Raw genomic sequence first — 25,354 nt, forward strand, 5'->3', positions numbered from 1 at the left:
TCCTCAGCGCTTGGTCGGCTTGGCCTTCAGGAACACCTTCGGAAGCAGCCACGAGCCGAGCGCGGTGACCACCCAGCCGATCACGGTGGCCAGCACCCACGAGCCGATGCCGGTGATCACCAGTCCGCCGGGGAAGAGCGAGGCGATCAGCAGCGCCACGAACGTGGACACCAGACCGACGCCGCCGATGAGCGCGGGTGCATGCTCGCGCGTGAGCTTGTCGGCGAGCGGGGCGAGCAGGCTCTGCGCCACGGCGAAGACCACCACCGCGACGATGAATCCTGCGACGGAGAGCTTGGCTCCGGGGACGAGGAGTGCGATCAGCAGCAGGGCGATGGCGGCGGTGCCGAGGAAGATCCCGGCGCGGATGAGGAAGCGGACCATGCGGACTCCAGTTCAAGACGACGCGCGCGGCGCGTGGGGACGTCGCGGCCAGCCTAGGGGTCGGGGCACGCCTTGGCACCTGTGGACGGCGCACTCGCCGATCTCGGCGCGTGGCTATCGTCGGGGCGGGCGCGGCATCTATGGTCGGGAGACTCCCGAGCGCGTAGGGTTCCATAGGTCGCAGGCAATGGGGAACCAGCTGACCCAGATCGAGGACATCGCACCGATCGTGACGTTCCTCGCTACCGACGGCTGGTGGATCACAGGTCAGACCATCCTCGCCAACGGCGGCTACACCACGCGACAACCCGAACAGGAAGAGAAGAGACATGAGCAGCAGCGTTCCCGAGCCGATCGCCGCTTTCATCGAGACCGTCAACCGGCACGATGAGGACGGCTTCCTCGACGCCTTCACCACGGACGGAGCGGTCGACGACTGGGGGCGCGTGTTCTCCGGCCGCGCGGCCATCAAAGGGTGGAGCGACAAGGAGTTCATCGGCGCTCGCGGCACCCTCTCCGTCGAGTCGGTCTCCACGGCTGACGGCCAGATCACCGTCATCGGCGACTGGCGCTCGAACTACGCCAACGGCCTGTCGACGTTCGTCTTCGACGTCGATGGCGACAAGATCACCCGGATGACCATCCGCGAGGGCTGATCGCACACGAGAGCCCTTCCTTCTGGTCGAGCCGGGACGAAGGGCTGTCCTCTGCCCACGACGGGGGAGGATGGAGGCATGCCCACCCTGAACAAGGACACGACTCTGTGCATCTCCCTCGCGGGTCGTCCGTCCAACCTCGGCACTCGGTTCCACAACTTCCTCTACGCCGAACTCGGCATCGACTTCATCTACAAGGCCTTCACGACGGATGACATCGAGGGTGCTGTGCGCGGAATCCGCGCCCTCGGCATTCGCGGGGCGAGCATCTCGATGCCCTTCAAAGAGGCGGTCATCCCGCTCGTGGACGAACTCGAGCCATCGGCGGCTGCGATCCAGTCGGTGAACACGATCGTGAACACCAACGGGCGACTGGTGGCCGCCAACACCGACTACGAGGCCATCGCCCAGCTCATCGTCGCGAACAACCTCGATCCGGCCGCCTCCGTGCTGGTGCGTGGGTCCGGTGGGATGGCGAAGGCCGTCGTCGCCGCGTTCCGCGACGCGGGATTCGCCGATGGGATCGTGTGGGCGCGCAACGGTGCCGCGGGCCAGGCCCTTGCCGCGCAGTACGGGTTCGGCTGGCGCGACAGCGAACCGCACCCGGGCGCGGAGATCATCGTCAACGTGACGCCGCTGGGGATGAGCGGGGAGGCAGCTGACCTGCTCTCATTCTCGGCGTCTCACATCGCCGCGGCGAACGTGGTGTTCGACGTGGTCGCGTTTCCCGCCGAGACGCCGCTGATCCGCGCCGCGCGTGCCGCGGGAAAGCCGGTGATCTCGGGAGCAGAGGTCCACGCCCAGCAGGCGGCGCGCCAGTTCGAGCGCTACACCGGCGTGATGATCACCGCGGATCAGGTCGCGCGCGCGGCGGCGTACTCGCGTACAGCCTGAGGGGCGGTGCTGATCGATCCGATCAGCACCGCCCCTCAGACTGCTGCGTCTTAGCTACGACGGCGGGGAGCTGTTCGCCAGGCGGCAGCCAGCACGCCGCCGACCAGCAGCAGCACGGCAGTGGCCGCGAGACCCCCCATCGGTGACGTGACGCCGGTGGTGGGCAGCGTGCCCGTCCCCGTCGACGGCGCCGTCGGTACGACCGGGACGCCCGTCGAAGACGATGCCGTGGGCGACGACGTCGCGGTGGGCGTTGCCGTTCCGGTGGGCGTTGCCGTGGGCGATGCGGTTGCGGTCGAGGTGGGCGTTGCCGTCGAGGTGGGCGTTGCCGTCGCCGTGGGCGTTCCCGTGGGCGTTCCCGTGGGCGTTCCCGTCGGAGTGGGCGTCGCCGTTCCCGTGGGCGTCGGAGTTGCCGTGGACGTAGGCGTCGCGGTCGGCGTCGGCGTTTCGGTCGGCGTCGCGGTAGGCGTAGGCGTCGTGGTCGGCGTTGCCGTAGGAGTTGCCGTGGGCGTCGGAGTTGCCGTGGACGTAGGCGTCGCGGTCGGCGTCGGCGTTTCGGTCGGCGTTGCCGTAGGAGTTGGTGTCGTCGTGTCGGTGGGCGTCGGAGTGGGTGACGGGGACGTCGTGTCGGTGGGCGTCGGAGTGGGTGACGGGGACGTCGTGTCGGTGGGCGTCGGAGTCGGTGACGGGGACGTCGTGTCCGTCGGTGTCGGTGTCGGTGTCGGTGTCGGTGTCGGTGTCGGTGTCGGCGTCGGCGACGGCGACGGCGATCCTGACGGGTTCGTCACCGGTGTCACGGTCAGCGTCGCGGGTCCGCTGACCGCGGAGCCGACGGAGTTCGTCGCGGTGGCGCGGTACTGACGACCGTCATGGCCGAGGTCCGGGGGCGTGACCGTCAGGGTCGTGCCGTCCGGCGAGACCACCGCGGCCGTGTCGCCGCTGATCGGCAACCACGTGTTGCCGCCGTCCGGCGAGTACTCCCACGAGATCGTCGGGTCCGGGTAGCCCGTGGCGCTCACGGAGAAGACCGCGGGTACGCCCACCGTCGTCGTCTGATCCGCCGGGGTCGTGATGGTCGGAGCCTCAACGTAGGTGTAACCGTTGACGTACGTGACAGGAGTCTGTGCGACGCCGTTCAGGGTCCACTCCACGACCACGTCGACCGGGCCGGCCGCATGCGGCGGGGTGACGGCGCTCCAGTCGCCGTTGCCGACGTTGGTGATCGATGTGCCGTCGAGGCCGTCGAAGGTCACGCGCGTGACCGTGACTCGGGGCCAGAACAGCGTGGGGATGTTGGTGCCGTAGAAGTACGACCAGGCGTACAGCTTGCCGTCGGATCCGATGGCAAGCGAGCGCTCCTCGCTCGATGCCACGGCCCCCAGCGACACGCCGGTGGGGCTCTGAACCACCACGGGGGTGGTGCGACGCACGTTGGTTCCGTCGCCGATGATCCACAGTCCGTTATCACCCCATCCGTAAGTGTTCCCGTCCGATCCGGCCGCGAAGCTGATCGCATAGCCCGCGCTGATGTTCGAGAACGTCACGCCGGCCGGAGCCAGTACGGGAGTCGGAACATTCCGAGACGACGTGCTGCCGATACCGAGCTGGCCCGAGTCGTTGTTACCCCAGCCGTACAGCACGCCGTCGCTTCCGAGGGCGAGCGAGAAGTACGCCCCGGCGACGAACTCGGTGAAGGTCACTCCGGCCGGAGCCGTAACCGGCACCGGCGTCGTCGAGGTTGTGCTGGAACCGTTTCCGAGCTGACCGAAGGAGTTGTATCCCCAGGCGTACAGAGTTCCATCCGAGGCGAGGGCGAGAATGTGTGCGTTCGACGCACTGATCTTGGTGAATGTGGCACCACCCGGTGCCGCCGTGGGCACCGGAATCGTGGTGGCGCTGGCTGGCCCGGTGTACGGCAGCCCGTACAGCTGACCCCACACGTAAGCCTGGCCGTCGGAGCCGAGAGCGGACGACGTGTACTGGCCTGCCTGAGGTTGACTGAACGTCACGCCCGGAGGGGTGAGTACCTTGATCGGTGTCGTGGAGTTCGTCGTGGTGCCGTCGCCCAGCTGGCCGCGAGCGTTGGTTCCCCACGCGTAGACACTGCCGTCGGAGCCGATTGCGAGAGACCAGCCGTAGCTCACAGCGGGTTCGCTCAGAGTGATACCAACGGGTGCCACGACAGCGACGGGGGTGGTCGATGCCGTCGTGTTTCCCGTTCCCAGCTCGCCCGAGCTGTTCGAGCCCCACGAGTACAGCTGCCCATCGGACCCGACTGCGAGCGCGTGACCACGACCCTGCGCGATATCGGAGAATGTGATCGACGGTGGCTCCGGCACGATCACCGTCGTGCCTCCGCTGGTCGGCCCGCTGTCGGGGGTGGGGACAGTGACGGTTGACGCCTGGGCACTCAGCGCACCGACGAGAGTGACGACAACTGCCGCTCCCGCCGCGCTGATCCATCGCCGAACACCGGTGGCTCGCTTCATCGCCCGTACTCTCCCTGTACATATGGGGTCTGGAAAGAGCACGCCCCGGGCCATCGGGACGACGCACGGGCATGCTCTCTGCAAGTGTCAGGGACCGGAGGCGTCACCGGAGCGCACCGGGTTTTTTTGACCCCAGTTTTGTGGTCATATTCGGGTGCGTTGGGTCGGTTTCTGTTTCCGGGATGTTACGGTCCGCCGTCGCGGATGCAGCGTCCGCCGTCGCGGTGGAGGCCGGTTGCCGAGCGCGCTCAGGCCCCGGCGGCGTCGCTGATCTGGCGGAGGCGGGCGCGGGCGATGGCGGGATCGGCGACCAGCACCGCGTCCAGTAGCTTGCGCGTGTAGGGGTGCTGCGGCTGGTCGAAGATCTCGGCGGTGGGGCCTTCCTCGACCACCTGGCCGTGATACATCACCGCGACACGTGTGGCGATCTCTCGGACCACCGCGAGGTCGTGCGAGATGAAGAGATAGGTCAGACCGAGCTCCCGCTGCAGATCGCGCAGCAGGCCGGTCACCTGGGCCTGCACCTGCACGTCGAGCGCCGATACCGGTTCGTCGGCGACGATCAACGCCGGCGCCACCGCGATGGCTCGTGCGATGGCGATGCGCTGGCGCTGGCCGCCGCTGAAGGAGCGGGGGAGCCGGTGCACGGCATCGCCCGTGATCCCGACCTGCGCGAGCGCGGCCGTCGCCACAGCGGCAGCATCCTTCTCTGGTGACAGCACGCTCACCGGCTCCGCCACCTGGAGCAGGGCCGAACGCACCGGGTTCAGCGACGAGTACGGGTCCTGGAAGATCACCTGCATCGAGCGCTGCGCCGCACGACGCTGCACCCGACCGACGCCCACCAGCTCCTGCCCGTCGAAGCGGATCGAGCCGGAGGTCGGAGCCTCGAGTTGCAGGATGAGTCGTCCCAGCGTCGACTTTCCCGAGCCCGATTCACCCACGAGCGCGAGTGTCTCGCCACGATGGATGTCCAGGCTTACATCGTCGACGGCGCGCACCGTGTACTTGCGCCCGCGCTCACGGATCGTGAAGTCCTTCACGACGCCGCTCACGCGCACCAGGGGCTCGGTCATGACGTCGCCTCCCTCGTCGCGGCACCGGGTGAGGCTGCCAGCAGCGAACGTGTGTACGGGTGCTTCGGAGCCGAGAACACGTCGTTCACGGCGCCAGTCTCGACGATTTCGCCGTCTTTCATCACCGTGACCTGGTCACACAGTGCCGCCACCACGCCCAGATCGTGCGTGACGATCAGCACGCTGAGGTGTCGCTGCGCCTGCAGGCGGTGAATCAGCGCGAGGATCTGCGCCTGCACGGTGGCATCCAGCGCGGTGGTCGGCTCATCCGCGACCAGGAGCTCGGGTTCGGCGAGCAGCGCCATCGCGATCATCGCCCGCTGGCGCATGCCACCCGACAACTCGTGCGGGAAGCTGCGCATCACTCGCGCCGGATCCGGGATGCCCACGTCCGTCAGCGCGGCGATGCACGCCTGTTCCGCCGCGGATCCGCGGAGGGCGGTGAAGCGTCGCACGATCTCGCGCAGGTGTCCGCCGATGCGACGCAAAGGGTTGAAGGAGGTGAGCGGGTCCTGGAAGACCATCGCCATCGCCGGGCGTGCGGGTTTCGGTGCGGTGAGGTCGACACCGTCCACCAGGCAGCTGTCCCAGCGGCGCTCTGCGCGCTGCGGCAGGATCGACATCAGCGCCCGCAGCAGCATGGTCTTGCCTGAACCGGACTCGCCGACCACGCCCATCACGGTGCCGCGTTCGATGGTGAGATCCACGTCTCGGAGGATTGAGATGCGATCGGCGCGCGGCGGCAAGATGTCGACGTTCAGGCCGCGGATCTGCAGGATCGGATCGGTCATCGCTCATCCTCCCGGGTGACGGCGGCGCGGATGCCGTTGCCCACGACGTTCACGCAGAACACCGTGGTGGCGATCAGCAGGCCCGGAACCACCGCCAGCAGTGGCGCCTTCTGCAGCGACCCCTGCGCGGTGGTGAGGAGGGATCCCCACGATGCCAGCGGAGCCTGGATGCCGAGGCCGAGGAAGCTCAACGCGGACTCGGTGAGGATCGCGCCCGAGATCGTCGCGGTCGCGGCGACGATGATCGTGGGCACCACGGCGGGCAGCACATGGCGCACGATCACCAGCGGCGAGCGCACACCGATGAAGGACGCATATCCCACGAACGTTCGCTCGCGCACCGACAGGGTCTCGGCTCGCACGAGTCGCGCCGTGGTCATCCACGACAGCGTGCCGATGATCAGCACCATCGTCCACAGCCCCGGGCGGAAGAACACGCTCGCGACGATCACCAGGAGCATCCACGGGATGGCCGAGAGGAGGTCCACCAGTCGCATCAGCAGGTCGTCGACGATGCCGCCGAAGAAGCCGGCGGCCAGACCCGCGATCATTCCGATCACGGTGGCGGCCAGGGCGGAGGAGAAGCCGACGAACAGCGAGATGCCGCCGCCGCTGAGTACACGGGCCAGATAGTCGCGTCCGAGGTTGTCCGTGCCGAGCAGATGGGCGAGGCTCGGGGCCGCCCAGCGGTCGGACATGTCGGAGGTGGTGCCGTCGAGGCCGAACAGTGGGGAGAGGGCGCACGCCAGCGCGATCACGAGGATCACGATGAGCGCGGTCACGGATCCCCGGCGCTGGAGGAAGCGACGCCAGACGGTGGCATCGGCAGAGCGGACGGTCGTCATTTCGCCCCCTGAGTGAGCCGGATGCGCGGATCGGCCGCAGCGTACAGCACGTCGGCGATGAGGTTGCCGACCACGGTGAGTACGGCTGAGACGAGCACCACGGCGAGGATGACCGGGTAATCGAGCGCGGCCGACGAGGTGAGGATGTACTGCCCGATGCCGGGCCAGCCGAAGATGCTCTCCGTCACGATCGCACCCGTCACCAGGGTGGGAAGTGCCAGTCCCAGCTGAGTGATGATCGGCAGCAGCACGTTGCGGCTGACGTGGCGGGAGAGGATGAACCCACGACCGGCCCCATAGGCGCGCTGCACGAGCACGTAGTCGTCGTCGAACTGCGCGATGGTCGATGCGCGGACGTAGCGGGTGAGGTCGGGAAAGAGCGCCACGACGAGAACGAGGTAGGGCATCGCGAAGTGCGCGAGGAAGTCGCTGGGATCGCCCTGCTTGCCCACCGAGTGCATGCCGAGGATCGGGAACAAGCGCAACTGGTAGCCGAAGAGGTAGATCACGAGCAGGGCGAACCAGAACGTGGGTGTGGCGATCGCCACCGAGCAGATGCCGTCGATCACCTTGTCGAGGCGTCCGCCGCGGCGTGATCCGCCGATCAGTCCGAGGACGATCGCGAGGATGAAGGCGGTGAGGTAGGCGGGGCCGATGAGGGAGAGCGTGTTGGGGATGCGCTCGGCGAGGTCGGCGGCCACCGAATGACGGCTGACGAGGGAGAAGCCGAGATCGCCGCGCACGGCGTTCCACAGCCACAGCCCGTACTGCACGATCATCGGCTGATCGAGGCCGAACTTCTCGCGCATGAGCTGCTTGGTCTCATCCGACATGGACGGCGTGGTGATCGCGTCGATCACGTCGTACGGCGCGAGGTGGATGAGCACGAACACGATGAGCGTGATGATCACGAGCATCGGTACGAGCTGCGCCATGCGTCGCAGCACGTAGCGGAGCATCCGGCGATCCTCTCTCAGAAGCGGGCTACCCCGCGAGACTTCCCTCTGTGGGCGAGAATCCGCGCAACGCGCTGATTCTCGCCCACATATCGAAGTCTCGCGGGGTGTGGTGGGGCTGAAACCGACGTTACTTGACGGTCAGCTTCTCCCAGTGCTCGAAGGTGTAGATCGGGACGAGGACGGCCTCGTCCACACCGCCGACGCGCGGGCCGGTGGCGAGGATCTTCAGGTTGTCGGCCAGCGGGTAGAACACGGCGTCATCCGCGATGGTCTTCTGCAGATCGGCGTAGATCGCCGTGCGCTTGGTCTGGTCGAGCTCGGCAGCACCCTGGTCGAACAGCGTGTCGACGGCCGGGTTGGAATAGGCGAAGTAGTTCGCCGAAGCGCCGGTGCGGAACAGCGCCGAGTACGCGTCGGGGTCGTTACCCATGATGTAGCCGCCGAGGAACACGTCGAACGAGGAGTCCGCGCCCTTCTCAATGTCGGCGTACAGCGCGGACGGGTCGACGGCCTGCAGCTCTACGGTGATGCCCGCCTTGCCGGCCTGCTCCTGGATCAGCGTCGCCTCGGTCTCCTGCGCCGGGTCACCCGCGGTGTAGCCGAGAGTGATTGTCGGGGTTGCGCCGGCCAGCAGCGTCTGCGCCTTCTTCAGGTCGGTCTCGTACTTCTCCACGTCCTCCGTGGCGAAGGGGTTGCTCGGGGGAAGGATCGAGTACGCCGGCTCGTAGTAGTCGGTGCTGAGGAAGGCGCCGTCGTCGATCTGCTTCTTGTCCAGCGCGTAGAACAGCGCCTGACGGACCTTCACGTCCGGGACCTTCGCGGCGATCACGCCGAGGTAGGCGACGCGACCCTCGGCGTACGGGTGCACCGTGACATCGGTTCCCTCGAACTCCTCGACCTGAGCGGCCGTGACGAAGGAGGCGTCCACCTCGCCGGTCTGCAGCGCGGTCTTCACGGTGTCGGCGTTGCTGACGATGCGCAGCGTGAGGTCGGTGACCTGCGGCGCGTCACCGGCGTAGTTGGGGTTCGGCTCGAAGCGCAGGTACTCACCGCGCTTGTACTCGGCCAGTTGGTACGGGCCCGATCCGACAGCGGCCGGGTCGAGGTCGGACGTCGAGAAGTCGGTGATCCCGCCGTAGACGTGCTTCGGGATGATGTACGTCTCGGTGGCGATGTTGGACAGCGCCGCGGAGCTGATCGACGGCAGGTGGAAGACCACCGTGGTGTCGTCGGTCGCCTCGGCCGTGATCGGCTTGTCGCCCACCCACAGCAGATCGGCGTTGCCGTTCTCCTTCTTCGCCTTCTCCGTGTAGGTGAACACGACGTCTTCGGCCGTGAGCGGCTCGCCATCGGACCACTTCAGGCCCGACTTCAGCTTCACGGTCACCGAGAGACCGTCCTCGGCGGGGGTGATGCTGTCAGCCAGCTCGTTGACGACCGTGCCGTCGCCCTCCACGCGCGCGAGGGGCGAGTAGACGATGTTGGCGAAGGTCAGACCCCAGCGATCGTTGAGGTTGATCGGGTTGGTGGAGGTGGGATCCGAGGAGATCACATAGGTCAGCGCACCGCCGGTGCTCGCCGACGCCGTCGAGTCGTCGCCGGTGGCCTCGGAGGGGTTGCCCGCGGGTGCGCACGCGCTCAGCATCAATCCGGCGGCCGCGACGAGGGCGAGGGTCGATGCGATTCTGCGACGAGACATGGGTGTAGCTCCAGGGTTTCGAGGGTGGGTCCACTGAGGTTAGGCATGCGCGTGCATACATCGCACATCCTGTTTCCGCGTGTGTCAGCGCCTCGAACGCTGTCCCTATTCCCTGGTCAGGCGAGTTGGGCCACTGCGGCGTCGATGCGGGACCTCATGATGTTGACGCTGTGGCCATCGGCGCCGAGCGATCACGAAGATAGTCGGTGTCGTACTCGAAGGCACCGGACGCGCGAGTGCGATAGATGCGTCCGGCCCGAACCTCTGTGCCCAAGATCACCGTGGTCACCTCGACCACATCAGCCATCGGTACGCACCCGGACTCGTTGTGGCAGCTTCTCGTCGGCGAGGAGACGACCGCGTTCCGTGGCGTAGGGGTCGGTCGCCCCGACGACCCCGTCCATGAGTCCCAGCACGCGCAGGACGCGCAACGTGATCTCCAGTGAGGTGCCGTCGCCGTTCTCCAGCTTGCTGAGCGTGGCCGGAGTCGTGCCTGCACGTTCGGCGACCATCTTGGCCGTAAGGCCCAGCAGCTTTCGCTGCGTGGCGACGTTGTGACCCAGCGTTCGCAGAGCTCGGGCGATGGGGAGCGGAGTGGTCATGATCCTCCTGAGATCAACCGTTATTTGATCTATCCCGTTTTGTATCTAGATAGCGCTATCTTATAGAGCTATCTAGATACATGGCTAGATACATCTGAGCCCCGCGGCGGCACCTGCGCATGAGTCGCACGGGTGAGAGAACCCTCACGCCAGGGGCGGTGGAGAACCCGCGGCGCGACGCGGTGCCGCCGCTACGATTGCTCCATTCCACAGGGGGAGGACGCGATGAACACCTCGGCTGACGACATCACCGACGGGGGCGAACCCCGACTCCAGCGAGCGCTGAGCAACCGCCACATCCAGCTGCTCGCGATCGGCGGGGCGATCGGCACCGGCCTGTTCATGGGCAGCGGCAAGACCATCTCCGTCGCGGGTCCGTCGGTGATCTTCGTCTACATGATCATCGGCTTCATGCTGTTCTTCGTCATGCGGGCGATGGGGGAACTGCTGCTGTCGAATTTGAAGTACCGCTCCTTCAGCGACTTCGCCGGGGACCTCTTGGGACCGTGGGCGAGCTTCTTCACCGGATGGACGTATTGGTTCTGCTGGGTGGTGACAGGTGTCGCCGACGTCATCGCGATCGCGGGCTATGTCCGAGTGCTGGTCCCCGACATTCCGCTCTGGATCCCCGGACTGCTTGTCATCGTGGTGCTCCTGCTGCTCAACCTGCCGTCGGTGGCGGCGTTCGGCGAGGTCGAGTTCTGGTTCGCGCTCATCAAGATCGTGGCCATTGTGGCGCTCATCCTCACCGGGCTGGTGATGATCTTCAGCAGCTTCCAGTCGGACGCGGGCACCGCATCCTTCGCCAACCTCTGGAGTCACGGCGGCTTCTTCCCGAACGGCTTCATGGGCTTTGTCGCCGGATTCCAGATCGCGGTGTTCGCCTTCGTGGGCATCGAGCTGGTGGGCACAGCGGCCGCCGAGACCAAGAATCCGATGCGCAACCTCCCCAAGGCCATCAACGCCATCCCCGTGCGCGTGATGCTGTTCTATGTCGGCGCGCTCATCATCCTGATGTCGGTAACGCCCTGGACCGAGTACGAGGCGGGCAGTAGCCCGTTCATCGGCATGTTCCTGCTGGCAGGACTCGGTGCCGCCGCCGTGATCGTCAACCTGGTGGTGCTCACCTCGGCGATGTCCAGCGCGAACTCGGGCATCTACTCCACGTCGCGCATGGTGTTCGGCCTCGCACAGGACGGCGACGCGCCCGGTATGTTCGCCCGGCTGTCCCGTCGGCGTGTGCCCCAGAACGCCCTCTTCCTGTCCTGCATCCTGCTGCTCGCGGGCGTGGTGCTGCTGTACGCGGGCGATGACATCGGGAAGGCCTTCGACATGGTCACCACCGTGTCAGCGGTGTGCTTCATGTTCGTATGGACCATGTTCCTGCTGAGCTATCTGACGTACCGCCGCAAGCGCCCGGAGGTCGCCGCCCGGTCGACGTATCGGATGCCGGGCGGACAGGCCATGGTGTTCGTCGTGCTGGCGTTCTTCCTGTTCATCCTGTGGGCGCTCACGACGCAGCCGGACACCCTCACCGCGCTCCTGGTCACGCCCATCTGGTTCGTGGTTCTGGTGGTGGCGTGGTTGTTCGTGCGTCGTTCGCCGCGTCACCTCGAGCGTCATGCCGCACACATGACCTACCTGCGCACACCCGACCCGGAGGCGTGAACCGGAGAACTGGATGAGAGCACTGTCATGATGTCGGACGCTCACCGTAAGGTGGACTCATCTCCCCGCACGACGCTCGGGGCCACGATACTGAGGGGTATTGCATGGGTTTCTTCGACAAGTCCACCGGTAGTGCCGGAGCACTCGCACCGCTGAGCCGTGACCGAATCACCGCGGTGCTCGATGCGGGCAGCATGCACTACAGCATCGACGGGGATGGCGATGTCGGCGGATGGTGGGACGGGCACCTGTTCTACTTCTTCCTGATGGGCCAGGACAAGGAGATCCTGCAGGTGCGCGCTCGCTGGAACCGCACCGTGAACCCGGACCAGTACGGCAACGTCCTCCGACTCGTCAACCAGGTCAACACCGAGCGACTGTTCCCTCGCCTGTCCGTCATGATCGACGACGACGGCGACCTGAGCGTCTTTGCCATGCACGGCGTGGATTACGAGAAGGGCGTCACCGACGACCAGCTCGACGTTCACTTCGCCACCGCGATCGGCTCGACCCTCAGCGCGTTCGGCTTCCTCGACGAGCAGTACCCTGCCGAGGCCGCAGCGGCCATCGCGGCGTTCAACGACGAATGAGTCGCGCGTTCGCAGTCGACCTGCGCGGCATGGTCGACCTGCTGGCGCGCCACCTGTATTCCGGCCCCCGTGTCTATCTGCGTGAGCTGCTGCAGAACGGCGTCGATGCCGTGCATGCGCGGCGAGCACAAGACGCGGAGGCCCCCGCATCGATCCGCCTGATCGCCCGTGGCGACACCCTCGAGGTGATCGACACGGGCGTGGGGCTGTCTGCCGAGGAGGCGGATGAGCTCCTCGCCACGATCGGACGCAGTTCCAAGCGTGACGAGCTGACGGGGCGAACGGACTACATCGGTCGCTTCGGGATCGGCATGCTCGCGGCGTTCATGGTGGCCGAGACCATCGAGGTGATCTCCCGCTCCGCCTCCGGCAGTCCGCCGGTGCGCTGGCGTGGCCGGGATGACGGCACGTTCGAGATCGAAGAGGACCCGGCCGATATCGGCGACGTGCCGATCGGCACCCGCGTGCGCCTGATCGCTCGTGCGGAGGCCGCGCACTGGATGTCCACCGATACGGTGACCGCTCTCGCCACCGAGTACGGCGAGCTGCTGCCCGTCGACATCAGCGTGGACGTTCCCGTGGGTAACACGGTTCTGCCGCGTCGGATCTCCCGCGATCACCTGCCATGGCAGGAGGAACACCCGACACCTCGGGCGCGGGAACAGGCGCTGCTGCGGTACGGCGAGAGCCTGTTCGGCTTCACGCCCCTCGGCGTGATCGACCTGAACGTGCCGGAGGTCGGCCTCACCGGGGTCGCCTTCGTGCTTCCCGCCGCTGTCGCCCCCACCGGCGCACGACACCGCGTGTATGTGAAGCGGATGCTGCTGGGCGACCGCGTGGACGGACTTCTGCCGGACTGGGCATTCTTCGTTCGTGCCGTCGTGAACGCCGACGGTCTGAACCCGACTGCCTCGCGAGAGCAGCTGCATACCGACGAGGTTCTTGTCACCGCGCAGGAGCGCCTTGCCGTCGAACTGCGCGCGTGGGCGACGACGGCGCTGTCGGAGGACACCGCCTTCCGCGGTCGGTTCCTGCGAACCCACCATCTCTCCTTGCGAGCACTCGCCGCGGGCGACGACGAGATGCTGGATCTCGTCGCACGGACCTTGCCGTACCAGACCACCGACGGCGAGCTCACGCTCAGCGAGGTGGGGGAGCGCAGCGGCGAGATCCTCTACGCGCCCACGACAGAGGCCTTCCGTCGCGTGGCCGACGTCGCCCGGGCTCAGGGGCTCGTGGTGGTGAATGCCGGCTACGTCTACGACGCGGACGTGCTCGCGCGCCTCAGCGGCCGATCCGGATGGCGCGTGCGGCAGCTGCGCGTGGAAGACCTCGTTCGCGCGCTGGCACCGCTCGATCCGTCCCGAGAACTCGCCACCCTCGACGGGGTCGCTGCGGCACAGGCCGTGCTCGCCGATGCCGACGTGGACGTCCTCATCCGCACGTTCCTCCCCGAGGACACCGCTGCCGTGCTGCTGCGTGACGCGGAGGCCGAGCATCAGCGCGACCTCGCTGCAGAGCGGAAGCTGGCGGATGCCGCCTGGGGCGATGTGCTGGCAGCCTTCGCGCGACCGACCGCCTCACGACAACTGGTGCTCAACGACGCCAACCCGCTGGTGCGCCGGCTGTTGAGCGCCGAACGCGGCGAGGTGTTTCGCGCCGGCGTGCGAACCATCCACCTGTCGGCCGTGATGCGCTCGGGCGAGGTGCTCCGTGCCGCGGAAGCCGCCCAGCTCAACGACTCCCTCAATGTGCTCCTCACAGCGGGCCTCGGCGCCGCACCCGACGAAGCGCCGTAAGCACCGCTCCCGAACCCGAATCGGAGAAGAACCGTGACCCGCGATATCGATGACATCCTCGCCGCCGCGCAGAGCGCCGACCACATGCCGTACGGCCCGGCGCGCACCGAGACCATGGTGCGGCTGCTGGATGAGGTGGACCGGGACGCGCTCCAGGATGCGGAGGCGTACGTTCTGATCTGCCTCGTGGAGGCGCACTTCTTCGCCGGAGACACCGCGCGCGCCCTGGTGGTCTTCTCGCGACTACGCCGACTGTGGGCCGAGCACCCCGAACGATTCGACCAGTGGGATCGCGAGGCGTTCTTCGCCGCGATGAACTGGGTGGTCGGCGGTGTGCAGGACGATCCCTCGGTCTCGGCCGCGCAGATCCTTCCCCTGTTGGACGACATGACAGAGCTCGCCGCCGTCGCGGGACTCGCGGCGGATGCCGCGGCATACGAGCGGCTGCGCTGGGCGATTCGCTCCGAGTCGGATGACGTGGAGGCACGGTTCGAGGAGTGGCGGCACACGCCGCGCACCACGGCGGACTGCGAGTTCTGCGAGCGTACGCGCGTGGCGATGGTGTTCGCGCGCGACGGCCGCTTCGCGGAAACCGTGACGCTCGCGAGCGCGCCCGGAGCACCGGATCGGCGCTGCAGCACAGACCCCGCCGACATGTACTCGCTGCACGCGCAGGCGCTGCTGGAGGTCGGTGACGCGGTGGGTGCCGCGCGCCTGTACCGCGACTTCGAGGCGGCCCTGCCGCGGCAGTCCGCGCACCTCACGATGGCCCGCGGTCGCCGTATCTGGACCCTCGGCCGTGGCGGCGCACTCGAGCTGGCGGTAGCAGCCATCGAGGAGGACCAGGACTACCTGCTCGGAGGGATCACGGGGTGGCTTCATCTCTCCTTTCTCACGTCCGTTGCTGCGGGAACGAGCGCGCTGGTGCGCGCGGGACTCGACGCGCCGCTTCGCCTGCGGGTGGTGCCTGCGGCCACCGTCTCGGAACTCGCCGACTGGACGCGCGAGCGGGCCCTCGAACTGGCCGACGCGTTCGGCGCGCGTGCCGGCGGGGATCGACTGCGCGCGCGCACCCTCGCCGACATCGAGCGTCCGCTTCCGCCGCAGCCGCTGGAGTTCCGTGTCGCGGTTCCCGCCCCCGTCTCGGCGGAGGCTCCCGCGCCGACGGCCGAGGATCACGGCGGCGCGCTGACCGATGAATCCGCAGCGGAGACCTGGGAGCAGGCCCTCGCCGCGGCAGAGGCGGTCGTCTCGACCGACCTCACCGCCGCAGCGGCAGCCTATGGTCGCGCCGCCGTTCTCGCCGATGCCGCTGGCGCGCTGGCTGATGCCGGTTTCGCCTATGCGGAGCTGGGCCGAAGTGCCGACCTCCTCCGCGACCCCGCTGCCTCCCACCGCGCCTACGGCGAGTCGGTCGCGCGGCTGATCGCGGCGGGAGTCGAACCGGAGCTGACCGTGCAGGTAATCGAGGCGTGGGCTCCGGTCGCCGCGGATCGCGACGACACGGCTGATGTGGCGACCGCCGCCGCTCGCATCCACGAACTCCTCGCCGTGGCGAACGATGAGGACGTGCCGGATGAGCGGCTGCGCGCTCGCCGAGCACATCGTCGTGTCAGCGCACTCGCGGTGATTTCCGAGACTCGAGCGCGACTGATCGCCGGTGACGATGCTGACCTGGCCTTCGACCTCGCCCTCCGTGCGGCCGAACTGCACCGCGACACGGGGCGCGCGGACGCGGCCGCCGATGCGCTGTGGCTGGCTGCGCGCATCCGCGAATCGGTGGGTGCCGCCGATACCCCCGATGTGATGCGTCTCGCCTTCGACGCCTCCTCCGGGCACCAGCGTTCCGTCGTCGGTGCCGCGCTCGTCGAGGCGCTTCGCGGGGCGGGGCGCCACGGAGATGCGGACGACGTGCTTCGAGAACTCGGCGGCAACTGACTCGGTGCCGTACCAGGTGCCGCAGCTGACGTGCGCCGCGCGGCGAGTCGACTAACGTCGGCCGCTGACGGAGGTGCCAATGACCCCAATATTGGGGTCATTGGCAACGTGCACATTGAAGAGTTCTCATGTGCGTCAATACCGTGTGCTCACAGCCAACGTGCAGGGCGTACCCAGCATCCCCACATTCGTCCCAGCGGCGGCATCAGAGTGCGCCCTGACAGTCCGACCCGTCAGCGGCGGGAAAGAGGCGACGATGCGTCACGACAGTGAAGTTCAGGCGACCGAACGGAACAGCGCGAAGCGAGGTTCCCGGACCTCCTCGTCACGCTCCAGCTCGAGTGGGCCGCGGCAGAGCTCCGGACCACGGCATCGGTTTGCCGCACTGGCCACCGTCGCCGCCCTGGTGGCGAGTGCGTTCTCGGCTTCTTTCCTCGCCACCGCGCCCGCTGCATCCGCCGCGCCAGGGGATCCCTTCGACCTCAGCACCCCGGCCGTCTGGATCGGACAGGGAAACCCGACCGGGCTCTACGAGTCGGTGCAGACCGGCACCGGATCTGACTTCGTACCGGTAGGTGGGCCGTCGACGCTGACCTACAACTCGCTCGGCTTCCGCGCGAGCAACGGCTACCTCTACGGCCTCGAGGTGAACGCGACCACCCAGAACCGTCTGGTGCGCATCGGGCAGGAGGGTCAGGTCACGACCCTGGGACTCGTCCCCGGGCTGTACAACGATCCCAACGGGGCCTCGTACAACCAGGGCACGTTTGGCTCGGGTGCCGATGCGGACAAGTACTACGTTCGTCACCAGGCGCAGGGCAACTCGCTTCGCGTCATCAACGTCGACACCCTGACCGCCACCAACGTGACGCTGAGCCAGGTCGTGCCGAACCTCTCCGACATCTTCTACCTCAACGGCTTCGTCTGGGGCGTCTTCGCCAACGCCGGCGGATCGACGATCTACCGGATGAACCCCGTCAGCGGCGGCGTGACCTCTTACCCCCTGCCGCAGCTCACCGGCTTCGCCTTCGGTGCGCAATGGGTGTACGGAAACGGCAACGTGGGTCTCTCCGAGAACAACTCGGGCACCGTTACCCAGCTGCGAATTGGCAGCCCCGGTGGGGCCTCGCCCACATTCACGGTGGTCAGCACCCACAGCGGGCCATCATCGACGAACAACGACGGTGCCGCGTGGGCGGGTCTTCCCGTGGATCTGGGGATCACGAAGACGGCCGCGAGCGACACGGTGTCGCCCGGCGGGCAGGTGTCGTACACCCTGACGGTGACCAACGAGAGCGTGGGCGCCAACTCCAGCGGCTTCACAATCTCCGACGCCCTTCCCTCGCAGCTCACCAATCCACAGGTGCCGACCGGCTGTTCCGTTACCGGATCCACCGTGACCTGTACGGGCGGTGCTCTGACAGCCGGTGAATCGACCGACTTCGTGATCTCGGGAACCGTCGATCCCGCGGTCGGCATCGGTGTCTGCTTCGACAACGTCGCCAGCGTCCTGGGCAACGAGGCCGACCCCAGCGCGACGAACGACTCTGCAACGGAGCAGGTCTGCACCGTCGGCACGGGTGAGCTCGCCGTCACCAAGACCTCCACGGCCACCGCAGACACACGCGTCGGGGACACCGTGACCTATACAGTCACGGCGACCAACGTGGGTAACGGCGACTTCACCGCGGCGAACCCCGCCGTCGTCTTCGACGACCTCTCGGGCGTACTCGACGACGCCACATTCGATGTGGTGAACGCGAGCGCGAACCGGCCGGGAGCCATCGACTACACCGCGCCGCGCCTCTCGTGGACCGGTGCACTGGCCGCGACAGTGAGTGTCACCATCACCTATACCGTGTCCCTCACGCCGGGCGGCGACGGCGTTGTCCGCAACGTCGCCTGGGTGCCCACCGACCCGGCGAACCCGCAGGCCCCCGCATGTGATCCGCCGGTGAATGGCTCCGACCCCACCACGGGTGAAGCCTGTGCTGAGATCGAGTACCTGCTGCCGCGTCTGAGCATCACGAAGACGGCGAACACCGGAGTGCTTCCGCTGGTGGGCATGCCGGTCACGTACACGGTGGTCGTGACCAACGAGGGCCCGGGGGCATACACCGCCGGCGCACCCGCGACGTTCACGGACGACCTGAGTGATGTGATCGACGACGCGACCCTGCTTTCGGCGAGCGCGAGCACCGGATCCATCACCAGCTTCGGGACTTCGCTCGACTGGACGGGTGCACTCGCGGCTTCCGGATCTGTGACTGTCAGCTATTCGATCATCTACCTCGGTACGGGAAACCAGGTGCTGAACAACACGGCGTGTGTGCCCGCCTCTCAGGTGGCACCCGGAAGCGCAGCGTGTGGCTCCGTCCAGATTCCCGCAACGGCGTCTCTCGTGCAGTGGAAGAGCGTGACCTCCTCCGCGAGCCCCGCGGTTGCAGGTTCCGTGCTGACCTACACGCTCTCCTTCCGCAACGATGGCGGGGCTGCTGCCATCGTCGATTCGATCGACCTCCTCACCCACGTGTTGGATGACGCTGATGTGACCGCCGAGCCGACCGCAGACACCGGGCTCAGTGCAACGCGCACGGGCGACCAGATCTCGATCACCGGTACGGTACCTGCGGGTCAGACGCTGACGGTGACGTACGAGGTGACGGTCAAGGCCGATGGCTCGCGCGGCGATGATCTGTCCGCGAACTTCCTCGTGAAGAACGACCCGACTAACCCGCCGACGGCGCCGGCGGACCCGGCCTGCACGCCGACGAACGCCCAGTTGCCGGACTGCACGAGCACGCCGATCGGTGCGATCACGTACTCGAAGGCCGTGACGACATTGGCGACGCCGGTGGTGACCGGAACCTCGCTCGAGTACACGATCACAATCACGAACACGGGCCAGACGCCCATGACGGTGTCCCGCGAAGACGTTCTGACGGATGTGCTGGACGATGCCAGCCTGTCGACGGCGCCCGCCGTGGACAACGGATCGGTCACCGTGTCGAACCCGACGCCCGATCGGCTGCTGCTCGGGGGCACGCTTGCCGCCGGAGCGTCCGTGCACGTGACGTACACGGTGGTGGTGAACCCCGAGAACCAGCGTGGCAACAACCGGGCCGACAACTACCTAGTCACGCCCGGAGGAACCCCGCCCACGACGTGTGACGCCAGCACCCAGCAGTGCACGAGCACGCCTCTGCCCGCCATCGTGGCCGCCAAGGCATCCAACCCCGCGTCGGGTGAGACGGTCGTCGCCGGTCAGGACGTGACGTACACGCTGACCTTCAGCAACGAGGGCGAGGGTACCGGCAGCGTCAACTACGTCGACAACCTGTTCGGGGTGCTCGACGACGCGGACGTCACGGAGGGGCCGACGGTGAGTGACCCGGCGCTGACGGCGACGCTCAACGCAGACGACACGCTCGACGTCACGGGCCCGCTCGCAGCAGACCAGAACGTCACGGTGACCTACACCGTGACGGTGAAGCCGGACGGCGAGCGCGGCAACAACCTCCTCGGTAACGTGCTGGCACCTGCCTCCGCGGTGGACCCGCAGTGTGGCGACACGGGCGTCTTCTGCACCGAGAACCCGGTGTCGGAGCTCGTGCAGTGGAAGAGCGTCTCTTCTTCCGACACACCTGCTGTGGCGGGATCGGTGCTGACCTACACGCTCAACTTCCGCAACGACGGAGCAGCCGCAGCGAGCGTTGACTCGATCGACTTCCTCACCCACGTGCTGGACGACGCTGATGTGAGCGCCGAGCCGACCGCAGACGCCGGGCTCACCGCCGTGCGCACGGGTGACGAGGTCGCGATCACCGGCTCAGTGCCTGCGGGCCAGACGTTGACGGTGACGTACAAGGTGACGGTCGAGGCTGACGGCGACCGCGGCGACGACCTGTCGGCGAACTTCCTCGTGAAGAACGACCCGAACGATCCGCCGACGGCCCCGATTGACCCCACGTGCACCCCCACGAACGCCCAGCTTCCCGATTGCACGAGCACGCCGATCGGTGCGCTCACCTATTCGAAGGCTGTCAGTGCATCGGCGACTCCGGTGGTTGCGGGTACGGAGCTGACGTACACGATCACGATCGTGAACACCGGTGAGACGTCGATGGCCGTGTCTCGCGTGGATGTTCTGACGGACGTGCTGGATGACGCCACGCTGACCGGTGCGGCGACGTCGGACACGGCGTCGGTGACGGTGTCGGGTCCGACGGGTGACCGTCTCGCACTCGGCGGCGATCTCGCTGCCGGTGCCACGGCGCACATCACGTATGTGGTGACGGTGAACGCTGAGTCGGTTCGCGGCAACAACGCCGCGAACAACTTCCTCGTCGCACCGGGGGCAACGCCTCCGACCGAGTGTGTGGCCGGTTCTGACCAGTGCACCAGCACCCCGCTTCCGGTGATCGTGGCCACGAAGGCCTCGAACCCGGAGTCGGGCACGGCGGTGGTCGCTGGCCAGGACGTCACGTACACGCTGACCTTCAGCAACGAGGGCCAGGGCGACGGCAGCGTCGACTACATCGACAACCTGTTCGGTGTGTTCGACGACGCCGACCTCAGCGGTGGTCCCGCGGTGAGCGACCCGGCTCTGAGCGCAGTGCTCAACGCCGATGACACGCTGCACATCACGGGAACGCTGGCGGGCGCCCAGACGGTCACGGTGACCTACATGGTCACGGTGAGGCCGGATGGCGAGCGGGGCAACAACCTCCTCGGCAACGTGCTGGCACCCGCGTCCCTGGTGGACCCGCAGTGCGGCGACGCCGGCGTGAGCTGCACCGAGAACCCCGTTCCCGAGCTCGCCTCGTGGAAGAGCGTCTCGTCGGACTCGACCCCGGTTCTGGCAGGCACGGTGCTCACCTACACCCTGTTCTTCGAGAACACGGGTGCCGCCTCTGCCACCGTGGACGAGATCGACTTCCTCACCCACATCCTGGACGACGCCGACGTGACCTTGGAACCCAGTGCAGATGCCGGGCTGACAGCAGTCCGCACGGGCGACCAGATCGCGATCACCGGCTCGGTGCCGGTCGGCGAGACCCTGACCGTCACCTACGAGGTGACCACCAAGGCCGACGGCCAGCGCGGTGATGATCTGGCGGCGAACTTCCTGCTGAGGAATGACCCGACCGATCCGCCCACGGCCCCGACCGACCCGGTCTGCGCGCCCACCAACGTGGAACGTCCGGACTGCACGCTCACGCCGATCGGCATGCTCGTGACGTCGAAGGCGGTGTCCGCTTCCGCCTCCCCCATCGAGGAGGGCACGGTCCTCACCTACACCCTGACGTTCGACAACCAGGGCGAGACCGCGATGGCGGTGGACCACACGGACCACCTGGCCGACGTGCTGGACGACGGGGACCTCACGGCCGCGCCGGTGGCATCGGATGCTGTACTGACGGCATCTGCGGTGAGTGGTGACGCGTTCACGGTGATGGGTACGCTCGCCAGCGGTCAGACGGTGACGGTGACCTACGAGGTCACCGTCAAAGCCCCGGATGCGCGCGGCAACAACGTCGCGAACAACTTCCTGGTGCCGGCCGGCCAGACGCCGCCCGCGGAGTGCGTGGCGAGCGACCAGAACTGCACCACCACGCCGCTGCCGAATGTGTCCGTCGCCAAGTCGGCCGCACCGGTGACGGAGACCGCGGTGCGAGCCGGTGAAGAGGTCACGTACACGCTGACGTTCACGAACTCGGGCGAGGGCGCGGGCACCGTGGACTTCACCGACCACCTGGCTGGAGTCCTCGACGACGCCGATCTCACCTCTGCTCCCGTCACGAGCGACCCTGTGCTGATGGCGACGAGCGGTGCCGACGGACTGGTTCGCGTCACGGGCACGCTCGCTGCGGGGCAGATCGTGACCGTGGAGTACACGGTGACGGTCAAGGCCGACGGCGAGCGCGGCGACAACCTGTTGCAGAACATCGTGGCCGACTCCGACAACACCGATCCGCAGTGCGGTGATGTCGGCACCTCGTGCACGGAACACCCGGTAGGTGAGCTGGTCGACGAGAAGAGCGTCGACCCTGCGTCCGGCACCACGGTCCAGGCGGGCCGCGTGCTCACCTACACGCTGACGTTCACCAACGCCGGTGAGGCACCCGTCACGGTCAACCGCGACGACGTGCTCGGCAGCGTGCTGGATGACGCCACCGTGACTGAACAGCCTGCGGCATCGTCCGACGCGCTGACGGTGTCGAGCATCGCGGATGGTCGCTTCACCGTGACCGGTGAGCTGGCCCCGGGTGAGACCGTGACGGTGACCTACCAGGTGACCGTCAAGGAGGATGGCGAGCGCGGCAACGACCGACTCGACAACTTCCTGGTCGACGCGGGCGCGACGCCTCCCGCCACCTGCGAGCCCGGTAACGCGGACTGCACGGTGAACCCGATCAACAGCGTGGTCACGTCCAAGACCAGCGACCCGGAGACGGGCACCGAAGTGACGTCCGGACAGGACATCACCTACACGGTGACTTTCGAGAACACGTCGCAGAACGCCGACGCCGACCCGGCCGCGATCGACGCGACCGACACGCTCACCGACGTCCTTGATGACGCGACGCTGACCGGTGGCCCGACTGTCTCGAGCGACGACCTCACGGCTGTCGTCTCCGGCGACACCCTGCGGGTCACGGGCACGATCCCGTCCGGCGCGACCTACACGGTGACCTACACGGTCACAGTGAAGGACGAGGCCGACCTCGGCAACCGCACGCTGGTGAACGTCGTCGCGCAGACCGGAACGCCGCCCACCTGTGTCCCGGGGCTGTGCACAGAGCACGAGGTCCCGCCGGTCACCCCGACCCCGACCCCCACGACGACGCCGGAGCCGACCGGAACCGTCTCGCCGACGGGCCCGGTGCAGCCGACCTACTCGGTGAAGCCCCGCCCGCTGCCGAGCACCGGGTCTGACCTCCCGCTCGGCGGTGCAGCTGCTGCACTCATGCTGTTGGTGGCGGGTGCCGGTGTTCTGATTGCGCGGCGGCGAATCCTCGCCGGGGGCGGTCGGAAGAACTAATCCAACGAGATGGGGCCCGCGGGAACGGCGGGCCCCATCTCGTTGGATCCGAGCAACGAGATGACCCCAATTCAGGGGTCATCTCGCTAGCCTCTGTCATGAAGCAACGGTCGCGGTCCTACCCTCCAATAATGGAGACAGCGGTCGTACCCGAGCGACCGCTCTCTTACTCGTGGAGAAAATAGAAGGGGACATCTGTGAACACCCGAAGGTCACGATTGCGGAGCAGGATTGGCGGTGCCCTTGCGGCCGTCGGTCTGGTGACGCTGGGAATTGTCGCCCCACAAATGGCGAGCGCGGCCGAGCCGCAGGCTGGCGACCAAGTGTGGATAGGTGGCGTCGCTGGCCCGGCCGGTACGCCCGTACATGAGGTCTATTTGACCCAGCCGACCGACCCCGCCAATCCTGGGAACCCGGATTACTGGTCGTACTGCATCGAGCACTTCGTCTCGGCGAAGACTTTGACAACCGCGGAGTTGGGGGACTTCTCCAGCTTCCTTGGGACTAACTACTTCGCCAGCAATCCGCAGGTGCAAGCAAAGGTCATGTGGGTGCTTGCACACTCCTGGCCTTCGGTGAGTCTTGATGACCTCGCAACCGCCGCGGGTGTGACGAACCTGAGCCAGGACGACGCGATCGAAGCTACGCAGCAGGTGATTTGGCGCTGGACCGAGCTCACGTACGACATCGCCGACTACACGGATTCGACGCCGAACGGGCGGGCGGTCGTTGCGTACTTGATTGCGGGATCCAATGCGGATACCGCTACGGCTCCCCCAGCTCCGGCATCAGTTGCTGTCTCCGTCGATGCACCGCCTGCAGGTCAGCAGGCTGAGTCGCTTGTCGGCCCGTTCGTGGTGCACACAAACCAGGCCGTGGTGAGCGTTGCCACCACGTCCGGGCTCGCGATTGTGGATGCAAGCGGAAACGCGGTAGACCCTGCAAACGTGACTGACGGGCAGGTGCTCTACCTGGACGCACGTGCCGTCTCCGCTGCGGGTTCCGCAACGATTACTGCTTCTGCGGTTGGCGCGAGTGGCACGGGGTGGGTCATTTCCGTACCCACGACGTCCGGCGGGACTCCCACTAGCGGAAGTCACGCACAGACCATGATCCTGGTTGCCGGATCAAACGCAACGACGACCGCGTCCGCGGGTGCAACCTGGAATGCCGTACCGCAGCCGGCGATCGGTACGACGCTGGTGGACTCGGCTGACGACGATCATGTGCTGGGTTGGAATGGTGGCACGGTGATCGACACGATCGCGTACCAGAACCTCACGCCCGGTGTGGAGTACACCGTGACCGGTGAGCTGATGCTCAAGGGCGACGGCACCGCGACGGGTATCACGGGGACGACCACGTTCACGCCGACCGCGGCGGACGGGACCACGACGGTGACGTTCACGGTTCCTGCTGGTTTTGCCGGTGAGGTGTTGGTGGCGTACGAGACGCTGTTCGAGTCTGCGGATCTGGCTACTCCGGTGGCGGAGCACAAGGACTTGAACGATGCTGCTCAGACGGTGACGGTTGATGACCAGCCTTTGGTCCCGGCAATTGGTACGACGCTGGTGGATTCGGTTGATGGTGACCACGTTCTTGCGTGGGATGGCGGGACTGTCGTAGACACGATCGCGTACCAGAATCTGACTCCGGGTGTGGAGTACACGGTCACGGGTGAGCTGGTGTTGAAGTCGGATGGTTCGGCGACGGGCATTACGGCGTCGGCGACGTTCACGCCGACTTTGCCGATTGGCACGACGACGGTGACGTTCACGGTTCCTACCGGTCATGCCGGTGAGGTGTTGGTGGCGTACGAGACGCTGTTCGAGTCCGCGGATCTGGCCACTCCGGTGGCGGAGCACAAGGACTTGAACGATGCTGCTCAGACGGTGACGGTTGATGACCAGCCTCTGGTC

The 25,354-nt window shown here is 67.0% G+C and carries 17 protein-coding genes; 8 read left to right on the top strand and 9 right to left on the bottom strand.

Going from position 1 to position 25,354, the window contains the following annotated elements; translation table 11 throughout:
- Positions 1-3: 3 nt before the first annotated feature.
- On the bottom strand, positions 4-384 hold the full coding sequence (locus ACI3KU_RS11185; RefSeq protein ID WP_404922390.1) for a hypothetical protein: 381 nt from the start codon (positions 382-384) through the stop codon (positions 4-6).
- 329 nt (positions 385-713) lie between these two features.
- On the opposite strand from ACI3KU_RS11185, the gene ACI3KU_RS11190 reads away from it, so the two are divergent.
- Positions 714-1,040, top strand: a complete 327-nt coding sequence (locus ACI3KU_RS11190) for a nuclear transport factor 2 family protein (RefSeq protein WP_404922391.1) — start codon at positions 714-716, stop codon at positions 1,038-1,040.
- Between the two features lie 78 nt (positions 1,041-1,118).
- A complete protein-coding gene (locus ACI3KU_RS11195) occupies positions 1,119-1,934 on the top strand; it encodes a shikimate 5-dehydrogenase (RefSeq protein ID WP_404922392.1) in 816 nt (271 codons plus the stop codon).
- Between the two features lie 50 nt (positions 1,935-1,984).
- On the opposite strand, the gene ACI3KU_RS11200 is transcribed toward ACI3KU_RS11195, so the two are convergent.
- The 8 genes from ACI3KU_RS11200 to ACI3KU_RS11235 all read right to left on the bottom strand — a co-directional run bounded on the left by ACI3KU_RS11200 (position 1,985) and on the right by ACI3KU_RS11235 (position 10,395).
- Positions 1,985-4,423 (bottom strand): hypothetical protein, encoded by a 2,439-nt coding sequence (locus tag ACI3KU_RS11200; protein ID WP_404922393.1) that lies wholly within the window; start codon positions 4,421-4,423, stop codon positions 1,985-1,987.
- 248 nt (positions 4,424-4,671) lie between these two features.
- On the bottom strand, positions 4,672-5,499 hold the full coding sequence (locus ACI3KU_RS11205; RefSeq protein WP_404922394.1) for an ATP-binding cassette domain-containing protein: 828 nt from the start codon (positions 5,497-5,499) through the stop codon (positions 4,672-4,674).
- A complete protein-coding gene (locus tag ACI3KU_RS11210) occupies positions 5,496-6,290 on the bottom strand; it encodes an ABC transporter ATP-binding protein (protein WP_404922395.1) in 795 nt (264 codons plus the stop codon). The genes ACI3KU_RS11205 and ACI3KU_RS11210 overlap by 4 nt, the downstream gene beginning before the upstream one ends.
- The gene (locus ACI3KU_RS11215; RefSeq protein WP_404922396.1) at positions 6,287-7,135 is read right to left on the bottom strand and encodes an ABC transporter permease; all 849 of its coding nucleotides are present in this window, start codon (positions 7,133-7,135) and stop codon (positions 6,287-6,289) included. Before ACI3KU_RS11215 ends, ACI3KU_RS11210 begins: the two co-directional genes overlap by 4 nt.
- Positions 7,132-8,094 carry an ABC transporter permease gene (locus ACI3KU_RS11220; RefSeq protein ID WP_404922397.1) on the bottom strand — a complete coding sequence of 321 codons (963 nt, stop codon included), beginning with the start codon at positions 8,092-8,094 and terminating at the stop codon, positions 7,132-7,134. The genes ACI3KU_RS11215 and ACI3KU_RS11220 overlap by 4 nt, the downstream gene beginning before the upstream one ends.
- Positions 8,095-8,221: 127 nt before the next feature.
- The gene (locus ACI3KU_RS11225) at positions 8,222-9,793 is read right to left on the bottom strand and encodes an ABC transporter substrate-binding protein (RefSeq protein ID WP_404922398.1); all 1,572 of its coding nucleotides are present in this window, start codon (positions 9,791-9,793) and stop codon (positions 8,222-8,224) included.
- Between the two features lie 154 nt (positions 9,794-9,947).
- Entirely contained in the window at positions 9,948-10,100 is a 153-nt protein-coding gene (locus ACI3KU_RS11230) for a hypothetical protein (RefSeq protein WP_404922399.1), read from the bottom strand.
- On the bottom strand, positions 10,093-10,395 hold the full coding sequence (locus ACI3KU_RS11235; protein WP_404922400.1) for a helix-turn-helix domain-containing protein: 303 nt from the start codon (positions 10,393-10,395) through the stop codon (positions 10,093-10,095). Before ACI3KU_RS11235 ends, ACI3KU_RS11230 begins: the two co-directional genes overlap by 8 nt.
- Before the next feature lie 225 nt (positions 10,396-10,620).
- Here ACI3KU_RS11235 and ACI3KU_RS11240 point away from each other — a divergent pair, with 225 nt between their 5' ends.
- The 6 genes from ACI3KU_RS11240 to ACI3KU_RS11265 all read left to right on the top strand — a co-directional run.
- Positions 10,621-12,063 (top strand): amino acid permease, encoded by a 1,443-nt coding sequence (locus ACI3KU_RS11240; protein ID WP_404922401.1) that lies wholly within the window; start codon positions 10,621-10,623, stop codon positions 12,061-12,063.
- Positions 12,064-12,167: 104 nt separating this feature from the next.
- Positions 12,168-12,653, top strand: coding sequence for a YbjN domain-containing protein (locus ACI3KU_RS11245; RefSeq protein WP_404922402.1), 486 nt, complete (start codon positions 12,168-12,170; stop codon positions 12,651-12,653).
- Positions 12,650-14,452: an HSP90 family protein gene (locus ACI3KU_RS11250; RefSeq protein ID WP_404922403.1), complete on the top strand. Its 1,803-nt coding sequence runs from the start codon at positions 12,650-12,652 to the stop codon at positions 14,450-14,452. Before ACI3KU_RS11245 ends, ACI3KU_RS11250 begins: the two co-directional genes overlap by 4 nt.
- A gap of 33 nt (positions 14,453-14,485) precedes the next feature.
- Complete coding sequence (locus ACI3KU_RS11255; RefSeq protein ID WP_404922404.1) at positions 14,486-16,390, top strand: hypothetical protein; 1,905 nt, start codon at positions 14,486-14,488, stop codon at positions 16,388-16,390.
- Positions 16,391-16,796: 406 nt separating this feature from the next.
- Complete coding sequence (locus tag ACI3KU_RS11260) at positions 16,797-23,435, top strand: DUF6923 family protein (RefSeq protein ID WP_404922405.1); 6,639 nt, start codon at positions 16,797-16,799, stop codon at positions 23,433-23,435.
- A 377-nt stretch (positions 23,436-23,812) separates the two neighbouring features.
- A partial coding sequence (locus ACI3KU_RS11265) for a VaFE repeat-containing surface-anchored protein (RefSeq protein WP_404922406.1) occupies positions 23,813-25,354 on the top strand: 1,542 nt, incomplete at its 3' end.

The sequence above is a fragment of the Microbacterium sp. ZW T5_56 genome, assembly GCF_044987425.1.
Classification (GTDB): Bacteria; Actinomycetota; Actinomycetes; order Actinomycetales; family Microbacteriaceae; genus Microbacterium.